Annotated in this window: 18 protein-coding genes; 9 read left to right on the top strand and 9 right to left on the bottom strand. The window is 38.3% G+C overall.

Features of this window, described 5'->3' with window-relative positions; genetic code table 11:
* Nucleotides 1–44 precede the first annotated feature (44 nt).
* Nucleotides 45–926, top strand: a complete 882-nt coding sequence (locus tag G504_RS18115) for a tetratricopeptide repeat protein (protein WP_169336891.1) — start codon at nt 45–47, stop codon at nt 924–926.
* A 31-nt stretch (nt 927–957) separates the two neighbouring features.
* Here the strand turns inward: G504_RS18115 and G504_RS0100605 are convergent, their stop codons facing one another.
* From G504_RS0100605 to G504_RS0100615, 3 genes are read right to left on the bottom strand one after another with little or no spacing between them, the layout of a single operon-like run.
* A complete protein-coding gene (locus G504_RS0100605) occupies nt 958–1,743 on the bottom strand; it encodes an SDR family oxidoreductase (RefSeq protein ID WP_019668185.1) in 786 nt (261 codons plus the stop codon).
* Between the two features lie 8 nt (nt 1,744–1,751).
* Nucleotides 1,752–2,069, bottom strand: a complete 318-nt coding sequence (locus G504_RS0100610; RefSeq protein ID WP_019668186.1) for a cupin domain-containing protein — start codon at nt 2,067–2,069, stop codon at nt 1,752–1,754.
* Nucleotides 2,066–2,905, bottom strand: a complete 840-nt coding sequence (locus G504_RS0100615; protein WP_040443740.1) for a class I SAM-dependent methyltransferase — start codon at nt 2,903–2,905, stop codon at nt 2,066–2,068. Before G504_RS0100615 ends, G504_RS0100610 begins: the two co-directional genes overlap by 4 nt.
* A 103-nt stretch (nt 2,906–3,008) precedes the next feature.
* Here G504_RS0100615 and G504_RS0100620 point away from each other — a divergent pair, with 103 nt between their 5' ends.
* Complete coding sequence (locus tag G504_RS0100620; RefSeq protein ID WP_019668188.1) at nt 3,009–4,370, top strand: UDP-N-acetylmuramate--L-alanine ligase; 1,362 nt, start codon at nt 3,009–3,011, stop codon at nt 4,368–4,370.
* A 39-nt stretch (nt 4,371–4,409) separates the two neighbouring features.
* Here the strand turns inward: G504_RS0100620 and G504_RS0100625 are convergent, their stop codons facing one another.
* Nucleotides 4,410–4,853, bottom strand: coding sequence for a DUF1569 domain-containing protein (locus tag G504_RS0100625; protein WP_019668189.1), 444 nt, complete (start codon nt 4,851–4,853; stop codon nt 4,410–4,412).
* A gap of 66 nt (nt 4,854–4,919) precedes the next feature.
* Between G504_RS0100625 and radC the strand changes: the two genes are divergently transcribed.
* The 6 genes from radC to G504_RS0100655 all read left to right on the top strand — a co-directional run bounded on the left by radC (nt 4,920) and on the right by G504_RS0100655 (nt 10,532).
* Complete coding sequence (gene radC / locus G504_RS0100630; RefSeq protein ID WP_019668190.1) at nt 4,920–5,618, top strand: RadC family protein; 699 nt, start codon at nt 4,920–4,922, stop codon at nt 5,616–5,618.
* Between the two features lie 2 nt (nt 5,619–5,620).
* Nucleotides 5,621–6,916 carry a polysaccharide deacetylase family protein gene (locus G504_RS0100635; protein ID WP_019668191.1) on the top strand — a complete coding sequence of 432 codons (1,296 nt, stop codon included), beginning with the start codon at nt 5,621–5,623 and terminating at the stop codon, nt 6,914–6,916.
* Nucleotides 6,909–7,598 (top strand): YjjG family noncanonical pyrimidine nucleotidase, encoded by a 690-nt coding sequence (locus tag G504_RS0100640; RefSeq protein ID WP_019668192.1) that lies wholly within the window; start codon nt 6,909–6,911, stop codon nt 7,596–7,598. The genes G504_RS0100635 and G504_RS0100640 overlap by 8 nt, the downstream gene beginning before the upstream one ends.
* Before the next feature lie 88 nt (nt 7,599–7,686).
* Complete coding sequence (locus G504_RS0100645; RefSeq protein ID WP_019668193.1) at nt 7,687–8,235, top strand: hypothetical protein; 549 nt, start codon at nt 7,687–7,689, stop codon at nt 8,233–8,235.
* Nucleotides 8,232–9,668: a DUF5723 family protein gene (locus G504_RS0100650; protein WP_019668194.1), complete on the top strand. Its 1,437-nt coding sequence runs from the start codon at nt 8,232–8,234 to the stop codon at nt 9,666–9,668. Before G504_RS0100645 ends, G504_RS0100650 begins: the two co-directional genes overlap by 4 nt.
* Before the next feature lie 12 nt (nt 9,669–9,680).
* Nucleotides 9,681–10,532, top strand: a complete 852-nt coding sequence (locus G504_RS0100655; protein ID WP_019668195.1) for a hypothetical protein — start codon at nt 9,681–9,683, stop codon at nt 10,530–10,532.
* Here the strand turns inward: G504_RS0100655 and G504_RS0100660 are convergent.
* Entirely contained in the window at nt 10,529–11,800 is a 1,272-nt protein-coding gene (locus G504_RS0100660) for a replication-associated recombination protein A (RefSeq protein WP_019668196.1), read from the bottom strand. The two genes, G504_RS0100655 and G504_RS0100660, sit on opposite strands and share 4 nt — an antisense overlap.
* A gap of 150 nt (nt 11,801–11,950) precedes the next feature.
* Here G504_RS0100660 and G504_RS0100665 point away from each other — a divergent pair, with 150 nt between their 5' ends.
* The gene (locus G504_RS0100665; RefSeq protein ID WP_019668197.1) at nt 11,951–12,697 is read left to right on the top strand and encodes a rhomboid family intramembrane serine protease; all 747 of its coding nucleotides are present in this window, start codon (nt 11,951–11,953) and stop codon (nt 12,695–12,697) included.
* A 1-nt stretch (nt 12,698) separates the two neighbouring features.
* Here the strand turns inward: G504_RS0100665 and rlmB are convergent, their stop codons facing one another.
* The 4 genes from rlmB to G504_RS0100685 all read right to left on the bottom strand — a co-directional run bounded on the left by rlmB (nt 12,699) and on the right by G504_RS0100685 (nt 19,556).
* Nucleotides 12,699–13,436 (bottom strand): 23S rRNA (guanosine(2251)-2'-O)-methyltransferase RlmB, encoded by a 738-nt coding sequence (rlmB, locus tag G504_RS0100670; RefSeq protein ID WP_019668198.1) that lies wholly within the window; start codon nt 13,434–13,436, stop codon nt 12,699–12,701.
* A gap of 253 nt (nt 13,437–13,689) precedes the next feature.
* Complete coding sequence (locus G504_RS0100675; protein ID WP_157472973.1) at nt 13,690–14,496, bottom strand: hypothetical protein; 807 nt, start codon at nt 14,494–14,496, stop codon at nt 13,690–13,692.
* Nucleotides 14,497–14,519: 23 nt separating this feature from the next.
* Nucleotides 14,520–16,247, bottom strand: a complete 1,728-nt coding sequence (locus G504_RS0100680) for a SusD/RagB family nutrient-binding outer membrane lipoprotein (RefSeq protein ID WP_019668200.1) — start codon at nt 16,245–16,247, stop codon at nt 14,520–14,522.
* Between the two features lie 12 nt (nt 16,248–16,259).
* Nucleotides 16,260–19,556 (bottom strand): SusC/RagA family TonB-linked outer membrane protein, encoded by a 3,297-nt coding sequence (locus G504_RS0100685; protein ID WP_019668201.1) that lies wholly within the window; start codon nt 19,554–19,556, stop codon nt 16,260–16,262.
* Nucleotides 19,557–19,738: the final 182 nt, after the last annotated feature.

Genomic DNA, 19,738 nt, shown 5'->3' on the forward strand with positions numbered 1-19,738 from the left:
CAATCCGGTTACGACCTAATAGGAGCGTAAAATGGATAGATAGAGTGAGACTAATCATATTCCTCATAATTTTAACGAATACTATTGCCTTGAATGCGCAACTAGTTACTTCTGATCTAGACTTTTGGATAGATGCGGGGAATTACAAACGCGCCAGTGAATTATTATTGAAACAACCCAACCTCTATTCCAATCCGGTTTTATTAGACAAATTAGGCGAAACATATGCGTATCAGGAAGAATGGGACAAGGCCATCGAGATTTATAGTGGTCTTACCACTTTAGTAGATAATAGCCCTGCTTATTTTTTTAAGTACGGAGGTGTTTTGGCAAAAAAAGCTCAAAACAGCAATCCTTTTGTTGGACTTACGCTTATCAGGCGAATTAAATCGAGCCTTAAAAAGGCCCTGATTCTTGATCCTTTACATATTCCGGCGCACTGGGCGCTAATTGACCTTTATGTATCATTGCCCGGAATAGTTGGAGGGAGTTATGCCAAAGCGTATGAACTATCTAAGCAACTAAAACAAATTTCAACCTTAGATGGTCTTTTGGCACTTGGTTATGTATATGAATATGACAATGAGCCAGCTGATGCAAGGACAAATTATTTAAAGGCATTGGCATTGGCGAATACTTATATAGAGTTTGAAAGAAATCAATTGAATTATCAGCTGGGTAAGGTTTGCAGTGAATATGGACTCCGGCTGGATCAGGGAATAAAATATATGACCAGCTATATTGAGAATCATTCAGTTAAAGATGGGGTCCCACTGGAATGGGCCTATTACAGGATGGCCATTTTATATCGTAAAAAAGGAAACAAAAAGAATTCTTTACGTTGGATAAACAGGGCTTTGGACAAAAAAAACGGTTTTAAAAGAGCTGAGGAAGAAAAACAGCGGATTCTGGCCTTGAATAGTTAGAATGACAATTTGATTCAGGAATTAACACTGATTATAGAGATTTTAGCAAACCGCCATCTATTGGAATATTTGTTCCTGTGATATAGGAAGCTTTATCGGAAGCCAGAAAAGTAACTAAATAGCCATATTCTTGCGGATCACCAATTCGTTTCACAGGCACCTGATCTTCCATAGCCTGGCGAACCTTGTCGACGGAGATCCCCATTTGCTCCGCTTTCTTTTTGTTTAAATCTGAAATTCGTTCAGTGTCAAAGTATCCTGTTAAAATATTGTTTACCGTAATTTTATCTTCGGCAACATCAGTGGCCAGTGATTTTGCCCATGTAACCACAGCTGCCCGGATAGAATTTGAAAGAGCCAAATAGCCCAGGGGCTCCTTAACAGATATAGAAGCTACGTTAATTATTCGCCCCCATTTATTTTGCATCATGTTTTTTAAAGCCAGTTGCGTAGTGTAGACAACAGATTTAAACAGCAGGTCAAAGGCCTCCTGATAATCTGAGATGTTCTTCTCCAGTGCATTGCCAGGAGCCGGCCCCTGTGTATTGTTTACAAGTATGTCTACCTTGTGATCTTCAAAGTATTTTGATATTATATTTTGGTAATTATCAAAATCTGTAAAATCGACAACCAAATAATCGTGGGGAGAGCCGCTATTAGGTGTAAGGCTGGCTGCGATAGATTTTAGTTGGTCTTCACTTCTGGCCATAAGTGTAACGCCGGCACCACTTGCCGCTAACTGCTCGGCAATAGCTTTGCCAATACCACGGCTGCTGCCTCCCACTAAGGCCCTTTTTCCTTTTAAACTGATTTGCATAATCTTTTCTATTTATATGCTTCCCTGACCGGACTAAAAATGTCCATTAGCTTGCAAGGTGTCAGTGCCTTGCCACTATGTGGAATATTGGGGGGTATAATAACTAATTCGCCGGGTCGGTAAATTTTAGTGATGCCTGCCACCTTAAACTCAAAATCACCTTCCAATACGTGCATAATCTGTTCGTTAATATGAGAATGTTCCGGAACCGCCGCTCCCTTTTCCACTTCCCAGAAGGCCAGTGTCATGTTCTCGCCATGGATCATTTTACCATGGTAACCGGGCATAATTTCTTTCGTTTCAATATCTGATAATGCTAATTTCATTGGATACTGGTTTTTTTTAATAGATACATATGTTCATTGAGGACCTCTTCTTTAGGTAAGTGCCGTTTGGGATCATAATGGGCTGAAAGGCTAAGCGTATCCTGATGGTCTATTAATTCATAGCCTTTAAGGTTTATATAAAATTCATTAGGAACCGTTTGGTATTGGAATCGCTCATTTTTTTCAAGGTTTTCTTCAACATAATCGATCAGTTTTTTAAAGACCAATTGTTTTTCCAATTGCGGTAAAAAGGAGACACTGCCTAAATATTCATCAGGTTCCTGAAGTTTGCCAAAGAGTTCGAAAAGCTTTTTTGTGTCGTCTTTACCCAAAAAGAAGAGCACCCCTTCCAGCAGGATAAAAGATTTTTTTCCATTCTTAAGTGCCATTATCTGCTCAAAAAGTTCATCCTGGGATACAAGGTTAAAATCTGCTTCCAGATAGCTGATGTTTCTTGCGGGCAATTTTCCTTCCTTTTCCCATTTGCTTGTCATTTCCTTCTTGTGTATAACAACATCCGCTTTGTCAATTTCGATATAGTGGAGCGAATTATCCAATAAATATGGATACATGCTGAAGCCGCAACCAAAATTGATAAGAACTTCAATGTTGTTTTGAGCCATGAGTTTGTTTATGGTGTCATAAAAATAGCGGTTGCGTAAACAGTGTGCATAAGGTTCATAGGAAGAAACAGCCTTGCTGTAGCTTTTAGCATGTGCCTCTATGATCCTTTCGGACCACAAATAAGCATAGCTGTCCTTGCTTAGGGCAACATCACCCATTCGAAAAGACGCGGTCACAAAAGCCGTTTCATGTATGTTAATTTTAGGTTTCAATGTTTTCAAATAAAGAATCTTACTAAGATAGAAAGATTCTGAGGAAATTATGATTTGAGTTGCACTTTTCAATGACTATCTTTGAGGTGGATAAAAAGGAAGAATGCAAATTCATTTTATAGCTATTGGAGGCAGTGCCATGCATAATCTGGCCCTGGCTTTGCATCACAAAGGATATATTGTTACCGGAAGTGATGATGTAATATTTGAACCTTCTAAAAGCCGGTTGGCTAAACAGGGAATCCTCCCTTCTGAGTTTGGTTGGTTTCCCGATAAAATAAATGCTTCTTTGGATGCAGTAATTCTTGGTATGCATGCCAAAGCCGATAACCCGGAATTGATTAAAGCAAAACAGCTTGGTCTGAAAATCTATTCCTATCCGGAATTCCTTTACGAACAATCTAAACACAAAACACGTGTTGTTATTGGAGGTAGTCATGGCAAGACCACTATTACTTCCATGATCCTTCATGTAATGAATTATCATGGAAAGGCCGTTGATTATATGGTAGGGGCTCAATTAGAGGGGTTTGACAGGATGGTACATCTCACGGATGAAAATGATTTTATAGTTTTGGAAGGAGATGAATACCTTTCTTCTCCTATAGACAGGCGGCCTAAATTTCACCTGTACAAACCTAATATTGCCTTGTTAAGTGGTATAGCCTGGGATCATGTAAACGTATTTCCGACTTTCGAAAATTATCTCGAACAATTTAAAATTTTTATAGATAGTATAGTTAAGGGGGGAAGCATTACATATAATGAGGAAGATGTAAATGTAAAAAGTATTGTTGAAGCTTCGCTGAATTCAATACGTAAACTTCCCTATACGACTCCGGATTTTTTTGTTGAGGACGGGCAGACTTTTATAAATACAGAGGAAGGCCCTTTGCCACTGAATATTTTCGGACGTCATAATTTGAATAATCTGGCAGGAGCAAAGTGGATTTGCCAGAATATGGGTGTGGATGAAGAAGATTTTTATGAAGCAATTTCTTCATTTAAAGGTGCATCAAAGCGCCTGGAAAAGATCGGCGAAAGCGGAAGTACGAAAATCTTCAAAGATTATGCGCATTCTCCGAGTAAAGTGGCGGCAACCACCCGGGCGGTAAAGGAGCAATTCCCGGATCGAAAACTAATAGCCTGTTTAGAATTACATACGTATAGCAGCCTAAATGCGGGGTTTTTAAAGGAATATAGAGGGTCTTTGAACAAAGCAGATGTATCCGCAGTGTTTTATATACCAGAATCTTTAAAAATAAAGGGTTTGGACGAAATAACAAAGCAACAGATAGGGCGGGCCTTTCAGCAGGAAGAGCTTCATGTCTTTACCAATAGTGCTGCCTTTAAAGAATTTCTTTTTGATCAGGATGTTGCTAATAGCGTAATTCTATTTATGAGCTCCGGAGACTATGGTGGGCTTGATTTGAATGAGATCGTAAATAGGATTGAAAATATCTAAGACTGCCATATCAATATTACACTTCTAAAAGCAGATCTTTTAAACTCCAAATTGCCTCAAATGATGATCTAAATGCTTGTATTCCAGTTTGCCCCATTGCTCCGGTGTAAAATCTCCAAAAATGGGATGTGCATTCCATTCTTTTCTGTCACGAAGACCATATAGTTCCTTTATTAATTCCTGTAACTTTTTATATTCTACCTCAAAGTCTTTTTCTTCTTTTGCCTTGGCAAAAGGTGTAGTAGGTAAATTTTTTCGCCAGGGCTTATCGTTGTACATAGACTTTTTAAAGAACCAGCTGATAATTGGATTTCCCCGTTTGTCAGGTTTTTTATTTTTAATTGCAGCCTTTATGAATATCTGGCAATGCCACAGCATTTGCCCAACACTCATTTTACCCCACAAACCAACGGATTCCGCATTTAGCTTATTAAAACGTTCCAGAACTTCTTTATAGGTAACTTCATCAAAAATGGATTTCATGAATTCATACTTAGGAATTTATGATTGAAATTTACAATAATTTTTTTTGTTGATTATCTTTAGGGCATGCAACAAAAACCTTCTTCTTTTTCCATTAAGGATTGGTCTGACGATGACAAACCAAGGGAGAAATTGGTGCAAAAGGGGCGTGCAGCTCTTTCTAATGCAGAACTTATTGCAATTTTGATTGGTTCGGGGACAAAAAATGAAACTGCCGTAGCTCTTTCCAAAAGGATTTTATCTTCAGCAAATAATAACCTGAACGAATTAGGCAGGGTATCCTTAAAACAATTAATGAAATTTAAAGGTATTGGCGAGGCCAAAGCGGTATCAATTGCAGCAGCTATGGAGATAGGGAGAAGGAGGCAAAATGAGAAGGCCGTCTCGAAGGCACAGATCTCAGGGAGTAAGGCAGTTTTCAACCTTTTGCAGCCCCTTATTGCTGACCTTCCACATGAGGAGTTCTGGATTGTTTACTTAAATAACTCAAATAAGGTTATTCATAAAGCTCAGTTGAGTAAGGGGGGTATTACCGGCACATTGGTAGACATTCGCTTAGTCATGAAACAAGCACTGGAATTTGGTGCGGTGTCCCTAGTATTAGCACACAATCACCCGTCGGGAACACTTAAACCCAGTGAGGCTGATAAAAAAATTACAAAAAAACTTCAAAAAGCTTCGGAAGCCCTGGATATCAGGGTGCTGGATCACGTAATTATTACCCAAAACAATTACTATAGCTTTGCAGATAATAATTTGATATAGATATGCTTCTGATATATACCCATAAAATTACTTCGCGTTTCAGTTACACTATGAAGCAGATTTTCACAAGGATACTTGGGATAGATATCATTTTTACTACAAAGGTTGAAGATTTTATAAAACATACCGGCCCTAAGATTACTTATAGTAAACAGCCTTTGCAGAATGAGTTTTTTGTTAGAAGTAATGATTTGTTATTTGTACATGGAATAAATGATTTGGAAATAAATGTTCAGGATTGGGAAGGTACACCTTGTTTTTTCAGGACAACTGACCCTAGTGCCATTCCCTACGATATTTTTTCGGCAAGTTTTTATCTTTTAACCAGATACGAAGAATATTTACCATACTTAAAAGACATACATGGCAGATTCCCGCCCTCTGAAAGTATTGCATATAAAAATAATTTTTTGCAATTACCTGTGGTAGATATTTGGGCATACAGCTTTCTTGAAAAGCTCAAAGAACGTTTTCCGGACATAAATGTTAAAAATCGAAAGTTTCAATATACTTCTATTATTGATGTTACTTCATCGCATTGTTATGCACACAGAGGACCCATGAGGGGCATAGCTGGATTGTTGTATGACTTGGGGACCTTTAAATTGAAACGCGTGGCACAGCGCACTTCTGTTTGGCTAAAAATCAGAAAAGATCCTTATAATAACTACGACAGCCTTATAGAAATGCACAAGAAATATAAAGTGAAAAGTATATTCTTTTTTCAGTTCGCCAATTATTCAACCTATGATAAAAATGTTTCACCCGAAAACAATAATTTCAAATACCTGATTAAGTCTGTGGCAGACTATAGTATGGTATCTCTGGCGGCGTCCTATAGTTCTTTTAAGAATATAGAATTATTAAAAGAAGAGAAAAAAAGATTGTCAAATGTTGTAAACAGGCCAATAAATAATTCCAGGATGCGATATAACAGGGTGGATATTCCTTATACCTACAGAAACCTTGTTGAAGCAGAATTCACAGATGATTACACTATGGGATATACCCATGAAATGGGATTTAGAGCCGGCACATGTACGTCTTTTAACTTCTACGATATTGCAATGGAAGAAAAACAACCAATAAAAATTCACCCCTTCGCTGTTCACGACTATGCATTGCTTAATTCCTATTCGGAAGAAGAAGCACTAAAAAAAATTCAGACTTATTATGATCAGGTTAAAAAAGTTAATGGTCACTTTATAACCATTTTCTCAAATGAATTATTAGGAGGAGATCAGGAAATTAACTGGCTAAGTTTATACCATAAAGTAATTCAAAAGTATCATGTATAGTCAAAGTATTTCAGATATATTTTTTGATTTGGATCATACACTTTGGGATTTTGAAAGAAATTCTGCATTGACATTCCAAAAAATATTTCACGAAGCTGAAATTGAGGTTAGCCTCTCCAAATTCCTGGAGGTATATGTGCCATTGAATCTCGCATTTTGGAAGTTATATCGCGAAAATAAAATTAATAAGACGGAATTGCGTTACCAAAGGTTAAAAACAGCATTTGATTCTATTGGATACGAGATCAATGATGAAGTTATAGATATTCTATCTGCTGCCTATATTACAAACCTGGCGGCTTATAATAACCTTTTACCGAATACTGTTGAAATATTAGATTATTTAAAGCCCAAATACAAACTTCATATTATTACCAACGGATTTGAAGAAGTCCAGACCAGAAAATTGGTGAACTCAAATATATCCGGATATTTCAACCAGGTTATTAATTCTGAAATGGCAGGAGTAAAAAAGCCAAATCCCGAAATTTTTGAACTTGCCCTTCATAAGGCCAATGCCAGGGCTGACAGGTCATTAATGGTGGGGGATAATATTGAAGCTGATATACTGGGAGCGAAGGCCGTAGGATTTCATGCTTTGCATTTCAATGCTCATAATGACCCTAAACATGAACATTGTGTTATGATTCATGATTTACGTGAAATAAAAAACTATTTATAGAGTTATATAGGGGAGAATAATATAGGAGGCAATACCTATTTAGGTGGTAAAAGTATATAATTAACCATTTTAAAACTGGTATAAAGCAATGAAATATATCCCGAAATCTATACTTGCAATTCTTTTTTGCACAGGAATCTTTAGTTCCTGCGCCGAAAAACAGGATTTTGATCAATTAGATGATCTTGACATTACTCCGACAGCTGAAGCCAGTATTCTTTATGTTGAGACCCCAGAGGATTTAATAAATCAGGATCCCGGAACCTATTTTTATTCCCAGACATTTAATTTCGATGCGTTTAACGAAGAATTTGTTGCTGATAATATTCTCGATGGAGTTATTACTTATGAACTTGAAAATACTACAAGCAAACCTCTCGATATAACTTTCGAGTTCTTGGATGAGGCAGGTAATACATTAGATTCCGAAAATTTTATGCTCAATGCAGCCCCCACTGCAATATTAACGAGAGAAATTGCTTATGGGCCAGCGGGTAGAAGTCTCGATATTATTAGAAATACATCAGCCATTAGGGTAAGTACCACAAATTTAGGGGATAATACCAGTGTGTCTTCTTTACCAAACCCCACAGTTTTCTTAAGGTCCAGCGCAAAATTCAGGATCCTTTTACAATGATAAGGACGTTAGGCTTATTAAGTATCCTGCTTTTGGGGTACATGACCTCCTTTGCGCAAAATAAGGAGGTGCTGTACGATTTTCAGGAGATTCCTCAGGCAATAATGGTTAACCCCGGGATAAATACTATTTATAACTGGTATGCCGGAATCCCTTTTATATCAGGGATATATGCAAAAGGAGCAACAAGCGGACTTACCGTAAACGATATTTTTGCTGCTGATGGACTCGATATTAACCAGAAAGTTAGAGATCGGGCACTGAATTCTTTGAGTGAACGTGATGAGGTAAATGGAATATTCCAGGTTGATGTACTTAACGGTGGTTTTCGAAGTCAAAAAAACCCGGCCAATTTCTTTTCATTTGGAATGTATATTGAAGGATATGCACTAAATTATTGGCCAAAAGATCTGGCAATTTTAGCTTATGAAGGCAATGCTGACAGGCTGGGGCAAAGATTTGATCTAAATGATCTTAATGCCAGTGGGCAATTTATTAATGTCCTGCATTTTGGAATTAACAGACAAATTAAAAATAATCTCACTTTAGGAGCTCGAATTAAGTTGTATTCGGGTATCCTGGATATTAAGTCTACAAATAATAGTGGTTATTTCGAGACTACCCTGGGTGAGAACAATTTGCTGAGGAATACCCTGGTTTCGGATATGCGATTAAGAACTTCCGGACTGGATGCCCTTTTAGATGCCAATGATAATGGTAGTAGTGTAGCAGGTTTATTCACAAAAAGAGGCCTTTTTGGTGGTGATCCCGGCCTCGGATTCGATTTGGGGGTTACGTATAATCTCAATGATCAAACCGTTATTACAGGAAGCTTGTTGGATATCGGATTATTGTACCATACTTCTGATGTAACAAATTACACGCTTAAAGGTAGTGCAAGTATTGAGGGGGTTGAAATTATTTTGCCGGATGCCCTTAATGATCCGAATGCTGATGTTTGGGAAGATCTTGTGAATGAAATTGAAGAGCTGGTTCCATTTGAAGAGAACAATAACAATTATGTAAGCTTCAGGCCCATAAAATTTTATTCCTCCATTCGCTATAATTTTGGCAAGCAGGGAGAGCCTGTTGCGGATTGCGATTGTGATTATAAACCCAATAGCGGAGACAGATCTTTATATTATCTGAATAGTGTAGGCGCGCAATTGTATGCCATAAACAGACCCCGTGGCCCGCAGTTTGCCCTGACCGCATTTTATCAAAGAAGATTTGCCAAAGTCCTGACTTTAAAAGCAACGTATACCGTTGATAAGTTTACCCCCACAAACGTAGGTTTAGGCATGAGTCTCCAGGCAGGCCCGGTTAACTTCTATATCATGGGAGATAATCTATTCTCATACGGTAATATAGCCGATAGCAATTATGCTTCTTTTCAATTAGGATTAAATATTATATCTTGGGAGAGAAACTGAACTATATTCTAAATGAAGAATTTATTTTCCTGCCTGTTTCTGGTTTTTACATTTTCAATAGGACTCCAGGCCCAACTGAATGACTATAAATACATTATTGTGCCAAAAACTTTTAAGGGCTTTAAAGATGAAAATCAATACAAGACCAGCACGCTGTTAAAATATCTTTTTACAAATAAGGGATTTGAAACTTATTATGAAGATGACCTGCCATCGGACTTAAATTCCAATAGATGTCTTGGGCTCCTGGTACAATTGGATCATAAAACCAGTATGTTCGTTACTAAAGCATCCATTATTCTTGAGGATTGTAATTCCAATATAGTTTATACAAGTCTGGAAGGCAGGAGCAAGGAAAAAGATTACATATCCAGTTATAAGGAAGCCATTGAAATGGCTTTTGCATCGATTAATTCTCTGGCCTACAAGTATAATCCCGCGGCGACCAAAAGTGCCACCACCGCAGCAGTCGTAGCTGATGCAAAAGTTAAAAAAGAGCCATCAGCAAATAGGGGCGGGCAAACCAAAAATGCTGTTGAGGAGAATTTAGCCCAACCCGAAATAGCCCCGAAGGCAAAATCGGGCGTCATCGAAAATGCAGCCGCAGCTGCAGTAAGCACGGGTGCTATTTCCAAGACTTCAGATTCCTATGTATTGTATGCCCAGGAAATTCCGAATGGATACCAACTAGTGGACAGTACCCCAAAAATTCGTTTAAAAATATACAATACATCCATGCCGGAGGTTTATATAGGAGTCAATGAAAAAGGAAATGGCGTAGTTTATAAACGCGCAAACCAATGGTATTTTGAATATTATGTTTCGGACCAATTGCAAATAGAAGAAATTGCAATAAAATTCTAGTATTTATCTTTCCATAGCTTTTTAAGAAATTCCTTGAGGGCATTTTCTCTTTTATTATTTCCCGGGATATAAAAGGAAGTCCCTTTTATTTGATCAGGCAAGAATTCCTGTTCCGTAAAATTATCCTCAAAGTCGTGGGCATATTTATAGTTCTCACCATAACCCAGTTCTTTCATTAACTTGGTGGGTGCATTCCTCAAAGGCAATGGAACAGAAAGGTCTCCTGTATCCTTAACATACTCCTGTGCTTTTTTGATAGCCAAATAACTTGCATTGCTTTTTGGAGAAGTTGCCAGATAAATTGTGCATTGGCTTAGCAGTATCCGGGCCTCGGGATATCCAATAGTACTAACCGCCTGAAAAGTAGAATTGGCGATAACCAATGCAGTAGGGTTGGCCATGCCAATATCTTCAGAAGCCGATATTAATAAACGTCGCGCTATAAACTTAACATCTTCACCAGCTTCAATCATTCTGGCAAGCCAGTAAACTGCCCCATTGGGATCACTGCCACGAATAGATTTTATAAAGGCCGAAACAATATCGTAATGTTGTTCTCCCGTTTTATCATATAAAACAGTGTTTTTCTGGACCTTTTGGATTACGAGTTTATCTGTTATAATGATATCCTTTTTATCTTCAGAGGAGACCACCAGTTCGAATATATTAAGTAATTTTCTGCCATCCCCTCCAGATAGACGCAAAAGAGCTTCTGTTTCTTTAAGCGTAATATTTTTCGACTTTAACATTATATCTTGAGCCATAGCCCTTTGCAACAATGCTTCCAAATCCTCCTTTCCAAAAGATTTGAGGATATAAACCTGGCAACGCGACAGGAGTGCAGGAATAACTTCAAAACTTGGATTTTCCGTTGTTGCCCCAATAAGTGTTATCCAGCCCTTTTCAACGGCTCCCAGTAAAGAATCCTGCTGTGATTTGCTAAACCGATGTATCTCATCAATAAAAAGTATTGGATTTTTCGAAGTAAATAAACCACCACTTTGTTTGGCTTTTTCTATTACTTCCCTGATATCCTTAACGCCACTGTTTATAGCACTTAATGTATAAAAGGGCCGTTCGCTTTCATTTGCTATAATATGTGCCAGGGTAGTTTTTCCCGTGCCAGGGGGCCCCCAAAGAATCAGGGATGGGATACTGCCTTTTTTTATCTGGGTTGTTAAAGAACCATCTGCACCAACTAAATGATGCTGACTAATATAGTCTTCAAGTGTTTTTGGGCGTACGCGCTCGGCAAGTGGCTCATTCATATGATAAATGTAATAAATACGTTTTTACCTTGTACGATATCTTAATTTATTCCAGGGCACCTTAATTTATAATTTAAATATTGCCCTGACAATTTATCATGTTTTGTATTTATGGCCAATAAATTGAGAAATATAATATAACTTAATCTTATGTCTGAGGATAACTATTTTAAATTTTCCAATAGAGTGCTTCTTGTTCCCATGATAGCAATGCTGTTGATCTGGACTGTTTTTTGGGTGGAGGTTCGATTTCAGATAAATTTGAATCAATATGGGGTGTTTCCGAGAACTCTGAAAGGATTAAGAGGCGTGTTTTTTAGTCCTTTTTTACACGGCTCCATTGAGCATCTATACAATAACACCATACCAATTGCCATTCTAACTGCTTCTTTGGTCTATTTTTATAGAAGTGTCTCCTTCAAAGTCCTGCTGTGGGGTGTGCTATTTTCGGGATTATTAACCTGGGTTATAGGAAGGCCGTCTTATCATATTGGCGCCAGCGGTTTGATCTATGTATTGGCCAGCTTTATTTTTTTTAAAGGAATCTTTACCAAACATTACAGGCTGGTAGCACTTTCATTAATGGTTGTATTTATATACGGAAGTTTATTGTGGTTTATATTTCCATTAAAGGACGATATTTCCTGGGAAGGCCATTTGTCCGGATTTGTTACCGGATTGCTCCTTGCAGTATTTGTAAAGGCAAAAATACCAGCTGTGAAAAAATATGCCTGGGAGTTGGAAAATTACAATGAAGAGGAGGATGAATTTTTAAAGCACTTTGATGAGCATGGTAATTTCATTGAAAGTAAAAACGAAGATTTAGAAGCACAGGAAAGGACTTATAAAATAAAATATCATTTCAGGAAGGATAAAACCAATGACCCTGGCAATTGAATTAAGTGGTTCTTTGTCTTACGGCTTCATATAAAAAAACCGCGCAGGCTACTGATACATTAAGGGAGGCTATTTCACCTAAAAGAGGCAATTTGGCCTTATGGTCTACGGTTTTTAATATTGATGGTGATATGCCTGAATCTTCAGAGCCCATAATAATGGCGCAGGGCACCTTAAAATTTATATCGTAAATACTGTGTTCCGTTTTTTCTGTAGCGGCAATTACCTGAATTCCTGACGACTGTAAATAAAAAACGGCGTCTTTCAGATGATCTATTTTGGCTATAGGGACCTTAAAAGCCGCTCCGGCCGATGTTTTTATGGTATCTTCCGTTACAGGTGCTGCACCTTTTTTTTGAATGACTATGCCATCGACGCCGGTACATTCAGCAGTTCGTATTATGGCGCCAAAGTTTCTAACATCAGAGAGTTGGTCTAAAAGGAGAAATAAAGGCGCTTCCTTCTTTTCCAGTACTTCTTCAACTAATGTTTCGAACTCGTAAAACTCAATAGGCGAGATATTGGCAATTACCCCCTGGTGGTTATTTCTGGTAAGCCTGTTAAGTTTTTCTATGGGCACATAGGAGAAACTTATCCCATTTTCACGGATCAGGGATTCTAATTCTTTGTAAAGACTTCCGCCAAGACCTTTTTGAATAAAAATTTTATCTATGGTGCTTTTAGAATTAATAGCTTCAATAACAGCTCTTATACCGTAAATCCGGGAGGTTTTTTGCATGCCTTAAAGATAGATAAATACTGACCATTTATAAGGACTGTTTTCACTTATTCAGCGGATAGAGGCAGTTCTGAAATGAAATAGTACAGAAGGTTTAATATTTAATATCCAGGTACTTTAATTTCAGACACTTCTTCATTAACAAAGTAAAAAAGCTATAAATCAATTATATAAATAATCGAAATATAGCTTTTTAAAGATATATATCTGGAAGTATCTTGATAATCAGACACTTCCAGACTAAGTTATTAAATTAGTTAACACATTTTCCGGGACTAGGACCGTAGTCGCCGTAAAATTCACCGTCCGGTGAATAAAGTTGGAAAGTATTTTCTGAATCAAATTCTCCATTGGTATAAAAGATCTCTAATACAGCACCTGAAGGCACTTCCGGTTCATGTGTTGCTTCAGCTCCTTGATCTGCTGAAATTGTGTAGGCTGTTGTTGCCCCGTCAATACTAAAGACTAAGGTTGCACCATTCCAACCATCACCAAAACTATCTTGCATTTCAACCAACCAGGTCCCTCCGGTTTCAACATCCGTAATAGGCGCACAATCAACTAATACACCAAAAGCAAAGCCATTGCGCTGTGCTAGTTGCCCGGTAATATCTCCCGTAAAATTACTAGCTGTCCAAAACCTCCCGTCCTTTCCAATACAAGTACCTATAAATTGGAAAAAATCTCCACCACCTATATCATCGATACTAATCCCTATTAAATCACATAGTTCCGCATAAGTATATGAGATACTTGTCGGAAATTCGGTAATAGTAATTAATGGAATAGTATCATACTCACCACTACCACTTCTTAAAGTAAAGCTTAGATCATACTGGGCAACATTGTCAACCGGTACATCTACGGTTGCTTCAAAAGAAGCATCCTTAATATCTTCTACAAGATAAAGATATTGATTAACAACCGTACGGACAAAAGCCGCCTTGTTGGCTTCATCCAAATTAACACTAAGTGGATTCTTGTCTTCATCTCTTTCACAGGATGCAATTGTTAAGGCAACGGCAAGAATCCCTAAAATGATTTTATTTATATTTTTCATATTTTTCATTTTTTATAGATATTTTAATTTACAAAACCAGGAGGGTTGGTATCCCAGAATACTGCAGTATCCGGATTTGCCTTCTGTGTAATATTGGTATTGTTATCTGAAGCCGTTTGTGGATACCACATGGATCTCAGAAAGTTACCGGGATTCTCAACTAAAGTAGCAGGGCTTAAATTATCTGGCTGTCCTGTTCTTCTATAGGTGTTATACGCACTCATTCCATCACACCAGGAAGCAATAAAAACCTGCTCCGCTATGATTCGCAGTTTTCCAGTATTGTCAGCATCATCATAAGCGGCTAATATCCTCGCAATATGGGCATCAATAAGTACAGGAGTAGCTTCCAAACCAGTTCCGGTTGCCACTGGAGCTCCAAAGGCTGCAACTTTGTTCATAGATTCTCTGACACCCGTTTCCAAATAAGTTCTGGCATCTCCGGCGGTTCCAAGCTCAAGAGCAGCTTCTGCTAACATTAAATGTGTATTGGCAGCCAAAAGCATAGGAGAAATACCTGCTCCGGCCAAACCTTCGCTAACCGCAGTAGAACCAGACACATTTCTGAAATCTTCTGCATCAAAAGGACCCCCTATAGGATATACACCATGGATGGTTCTAAAAGCGTCATCTGGTGGAATACCATCAGGATCCATGTGGTTTCTTCCCCAAAGACCGCCATATCCATTAGGTGCGGGTACTATGCAATAGTAATTAAAACCTGTCCACCAACTAGGCACTAGTGGTTCATTTATACATTCTTTGGTAATATTATCAGCCCCGTCATAATTACTTTGTTGTCTGTACATATAGTAGCGAATACGCGGGTCAATAGCACTATACTGATTCGCCATTAAATTCATAAAGTAATTACAGGTGTAATAATCTGAACTTGGTCCCTGACCGTCATATAAAGCATCAAAATAAGGATGTCTGCTATCCGGTGCTGCGTTACTTGTACCCCACTGGAATTGAAGATCATCTTCAGAGGAAGCGATAAACTGACCGCCACTAACAATACTATTGATGGTAGCTGCAGACGCAGCCGGACTTACCAACCTGCTCTGGACGGCCAAACGCAATCTCATAGTGTTAGCAGCTTTGATCCATTTACTTTCATCTCCTCCATAATATAAGTCATTGGATGGAAGGGTCAATTCGGCTTTTTGAAGATTAGCAACAGCATCCTGCAAAAGGGCATCTAATGCTGCATAAATATCTGCGCCTGAGTCAACAGCCGGATTAAAAATTCCCTCCACACCTCTGGCGGCTTCGGAGTAAGGAACATCTCCAAATAAATCTACCATGTTCATCATGGCATAAGCTTCTATAATCTGTCCAATTGCCACATGTGTAAACAATTCTGATTCTTCCGCTAAAGGAGTCATTGTTCTGATATCGATCAGTAATTCTGAATACATATCATCCCAAATCTGGTCAAAATCTCCCGGATCATAAAATTCCCGGTAAGTAGGACCAAAACCGTGTTGCATTCTTACGGGTTCCATTCCAAACTGTGCCCATCCATTTTCACCACGACCTTCGGTTCCTGAATGCAAATTAGCTAATCTTATCTGAATGGAATTCAGGAAAAAATCAATATCCGATTGCTCCGGGCTTAAAAAGTTAGGATTCGGCTGAACATTCAGTTCAGTGGTTTCGCATCCATTTATTAGTAACATTGATGTGGCAATAAATGCCAAACCAATAAACTTAAACCTGTTTTTCATAATATTCGTTATATTTTTCATTTCTCTTATCTATTAAAAGGAAGCTCTTATCGTAAATCCGTATCTTCTTGAAGAAGGTCCCGTAAAGAAGTCAATCCCCTGACCATTACCAACACCCGTACTAGAAGAGTTTGTGTCATAGTTTACATCAGATGGCATATTAATCGCTTTAAACCAAAGGTTTTGACCTGATAAAGTGAAAGACAAACTTCCAAATGGAGTCTGATCTAATGTCTTAGAAGGTAAAGCATAAGTTAAGGAAGCTTCCTGAATTCTAAACGTACTTCCATCATATACGGTAAAAGTATTATTACCATCTGCAAAGTATACGTCAAAACCAAGTTGCGTAGCACTAATGGCCGTTTGGTTTGGTAGTCCGGTTGCCTGGCTGATACCAGGAAGGACGTATTGAGCTTCTCTTTGAATTGGGTTGTTATCATCTACTACGCCACGACCAATGAGAGCTGTGGCTGTGTTAGAATAGATATCCCCACCATGGCGGTATTGAAAGTTAGCCGACAGTGAAAAATTCTTATAAGAAATAGTAGGAATAACAGCTGTGTTCCAGTCCGGGTTTGGATCTCCAATTTCCTTAATATTATTATCTATTATGTATCTACCTGCATCATTTATCAAATCATTCCCGTTTTCATCCTGAAGTGTTGATGTTCCTAAAAATACACCAAATGGCCTGCCTTCCACAGCATAGTTAGCTGCTTCTCCGGCAATAGCATCAGTAAGAAGGATATTGTTTGTTCCTTCTGCCAGGTCTGTTACGGTAGTTTCTATGGCGGTAAAGTTAGCTGCAATATTAAATCCTACTCCATTTTCATATTCTTTTAGAATATCAATATTCGTATCTACTTCGATACCTTTAGATTTAATTTCTCCGATATTTACTGTTGTACCTGTAAAACCGGTCGAGCTATCTAATGGTCTGTTAGTAATTAAATCGGTAGTTTTCTTATCAAACACACTCACGTTTAAATTCCAGATATTGAAGAGTCTGGTATCTATTCCTAATTCTATTTCTGCCACTCTTTCCGGTTGTAAATTTGGATTCCCCAGGGAATTATCGACCGAGTTAGAGGAAACAACATTTCCATTAAGATCAACCAGAGCACGAGAATTTAAGCCCAATACATTTCTGGTATTATAAGGTGTTGGGAAACCTGCAGAAGATCCATATCCAAAGCGAAATTTCATATAGTTAAGTGCATCCCCCTGAATCCCATCAAAAATTGAGGTGGGTACAAAAGAAACACTGGCTCCGGGATAGAATAAAGAATTATTCCCTGTTTCTAAAGTAGAAGACCAGTCATTTCTACCAACCACGTTTACATAGATCCAATCCTCATAGCTAAAGGTCAAATCCAAATATGCTCCTATAAGGTTTTCTTCAAAAGTTTGTGCCAGATTGGCATTACCTGTTCTAACAAAAGAGTTTTGAGCAGATGGCGTGGTAAAGTTAAAGTGTTCCAATACCCCGAATACCAATTGCCCCTGGCTTTCGAGCCCATCAGAGTTGAAAACATCACGTCTGGCATTTAAACCGGCAATAGCTTTTAAATTTAAGTTCTCTGTTAAATTCTTATCTGCCGAAAAAATTATATCATGGTTCCAGATAGTATTTCTAACAGCGCGGGTTCTTAAAAGCCCCAAAGGCTGCCCGTCTACTCCTCCTTTGTTTTGCCCGTATTTGTTAAATTCCGTATAGGTATCTAAACCAATTCTATAGGACAAGTTCATAAAGTCGTTGATCTCATAACCAATGGAAGTGTTCCCGATAAAACGGTCTGTATCCTGGCTTGTTTTAACGTTTGCAACTGTCCAGTAAGGATTTTGAATGTCGTTACCGGAACGGTAATACATGCTTCTTCCATCTGCCGCCTGAAAAGGAAGGCCTGATAAATCAACCGACCGGGGTGTGTACAGAACATCTCCAAAAACAGACCCTCCGTTAAAGGCAGCTCCACTTCCCAAAGATGGGGCTACCGGTGGCGAGTTGAAGTCTGTTTTGATAAACTGGAAAGAACCCTGAATGGTAAACTTGTTATTTAGTCTTGCATTACCACCTAAAGAAAAGTTATTTCTTAAAACCCGGTTTCCAGGAGTGATACCCTGATCTTCTGTTCTGCCGTAGTTGAAGTTAAAGCTGGCATTTTCATTACCCCCTCTTAAGTTAATTGAGGTACTTGTAACATAACCGGTTCTAAAGAATTCTTCAACTCCATTGTAAGGTCTATATAAATAAGGTTGCGCTGCAATATCTTCATAACCAGCTACCAATGATTGGTCTGCCAGGAAATTCAAAGGACTGCTTAATTGTGCAAAACCAGATGGGTTACCTAAAAATTGTCCGGCCAGAGATACACCATCATCATCTGTCCTGTCAAACCTTGGACCCCAGTTACTGAAGAAGAAACCAAATCCCTGGTGGAAACCACCTCCGTAGTTATCCTGGTATTTAGGTAGAATTGCGTCAGAAATAAAGGCTGAAGTACTTACGCTAACTTCCATTTTGCTGGGAGCATCGCCTGTGGTGGAACTTTTAGTAGTTATAAGGATTACCCCGTTCCTACCTCTGTTACCATAAAGGACAGTTGCACTTAAACCTTTAAGGACGTTTACTTCCTTAATTGTATTTGGATCCAAATCTAAGAACCTACTTGAAGCCGTATTACCATCTAAGATGGATCCCTGGTTATTGGTTCCTGAATCAATTGGCACCCCATCCACAACAAAAAGTGGCTGGTTAGATTGGGTTACAGATGTGTAACCTCTGATAATTATGTTCGTACCTGAACCTGAAAGGCCATTACTGGCGGTGATATTTACCCCGGCTACTTTTCCTTGCAGTACCCGACCTATGTCTGCTTCCGGTCTTGATTCAATTGACCCTTCATCTACGGTTGATACCGCATAACCTAAGGATCTTTCCTCTCTCTCGATACCCTGGGCAGTTACTACAACCTCTTCAAGTGCCTGTGCATCTTCTTCCATCTGCACGTCTATGGTATTCGAAGCACCAACTACAATTCTTACATCTCTTTGTCCGATGTAAGTGAAGAGCAATGCCTGGCCTTCACTTGCAGAGATGGCGTAATTACCATCGAAATCGGTTTGGGTACCCGTTGTTGTACCTTCAACAACGATGTTCACCCCTGGCAGGGGCAAACCTTCAAAATCGGTAACCGTACCCGAAATCGTTTTGTCTTGCGCAAAGGATAAATGCACAACAAACGCCAATAGTAGCGTCAAGATTCCATTTAAATTTGTTCTCATTTTTTGATTATTTGAATTAGCTAACTGCGAAAATCCAAATTTCATGTTAATAATCCAAACATATTTTATTAAAACTTTAAGATATAGTACAGAAATAAAACAATGCTCCGGCCAATTGTTAAATTATTTAATAAAAAAATTGTTAAAAAAGCGTCATATAATTTGAATAATTCTTAATAAAGTAAGAATAATAGGATTCCTTAAGAAAATCATAATGAAGTTGACAA

The organism is Eudoraea adriatica DSM 19308, assembly GCF_000382125.1.
Lineage (GTDB): Bacteria > Bacteroidota > Bacteroidia > Flavobacteriales > Flavobacteriaceae > Eudoraea > Eudoraea adriatica.

Bases quoted from the DNA above. Each gene is read 5' to 3' on its own strand.
- G504_RS0100605 (WP_019668185.1), bottom strand. From the start codon at position 1,743: ATGCAAATCAGTTTAAAAGGAAAAAGGGCCTTAGTGGGAGGCAGCAGC.
- G504_RS0100610 (WP_019668186.1), bottom strand. From the start codon at position 2,069: ATGAAATTAGCATTATCAGATATTGAAACGAAAGAAATTATGCCCGGT.
- G504_RS0100620 (WP_019668188.1), top strand. From the start codon at position 3,009: ATGCAAATTCATTTTATAGCTATTGGAGGCAGTGCCATGCATAATCTG.
- G504_RS0100625 (WP_019668189.1), bottom strand. From the start codon at position 4,853: ATGAAATCCATTTTTGATGAAGTTACCTATAAAGAAGTTCTGGAACGT.
- radC (WP_019668190.1), top strand. From the start codon at position 4,920: ATGCAACAAAAACCTTCTTCTTTTTCCATTAAGGATTGGTCTGACGAT.
- G504_RS0100635 (WP_019668191.1), top strand. From the start codon at position 5,621: ATGCTTCTGATATATACCCATAAAATTACTTCGCGTTTCAGTTACACT.
- G504_RS0100640 (WP_019668192.1), top strand. From the start codon at position 6,909: ATGTATAGTCAAAGTATTTCAGATATATTTTTTGATTTGGATCATACA.
- G504_RS0100645 (WP_019668193.1), top strand. From the start codon at position 7,687: ATGAAATATATCCCGAAATCTATACTTGCAATTCTTTTTTGCACAGGA.
- G504_RS0100650 (WP_019668194.1), top strand. From the start codon at position 8,232: ATGATAAGGACGTTAGGCTTATTAAGTATCCTGCTTTTGGGGTACATG.
- G504_RS0100655 (WP_019668195.1), top strand. From the start codon at position 9,681: ATGAAGAATTTATTTTCCTGCCTGTTTCTGGTTTTTACATTTTCAATA.
- G504_RS0100660 (WP_019668196.1), bottom strand. From the start codon at position 11,800: ATGAATGAGCCACTTGCCGAGCGCGTACGCCCAAAAACACTTGAAGAC.
- G504_RS0100665 (WP_019668197.1), top strand. From the start codon at position 11,951: ATGTCTGAGGATAACTATTTTAAATTTTCCAATAGAGTGCTTCTTGTT.
- rlmB (WP_019668198.1), bottom strand. From the start codon at position 13,436: ATGCAAAAAACCTCCCGGATTTACGGTATAAGAGCTGTTATTGAAGCT.
- G504_RS0100675 (WP_157472973.1), bottom strand. From the start codon at position 14,496: ATGAAAAATATAAATAAAATCATTTTAGGGATTCTTGCCGTTGCCTTA.
- G504_RS0100680 (WP_019668200.1), bottom strand. From the start codon at position 16,247: ATGAAAAATATAACGAATATTATGAAAAACAGGTTTAAGTTTATTGGT.
- G504_RS0100685 (WP_019668201.1), bottom strand. From the start codon at position 19,556: ATGAAATTTGGATTTTCGCAGTTAGCTAATTCAAATAATCAAAAAATG.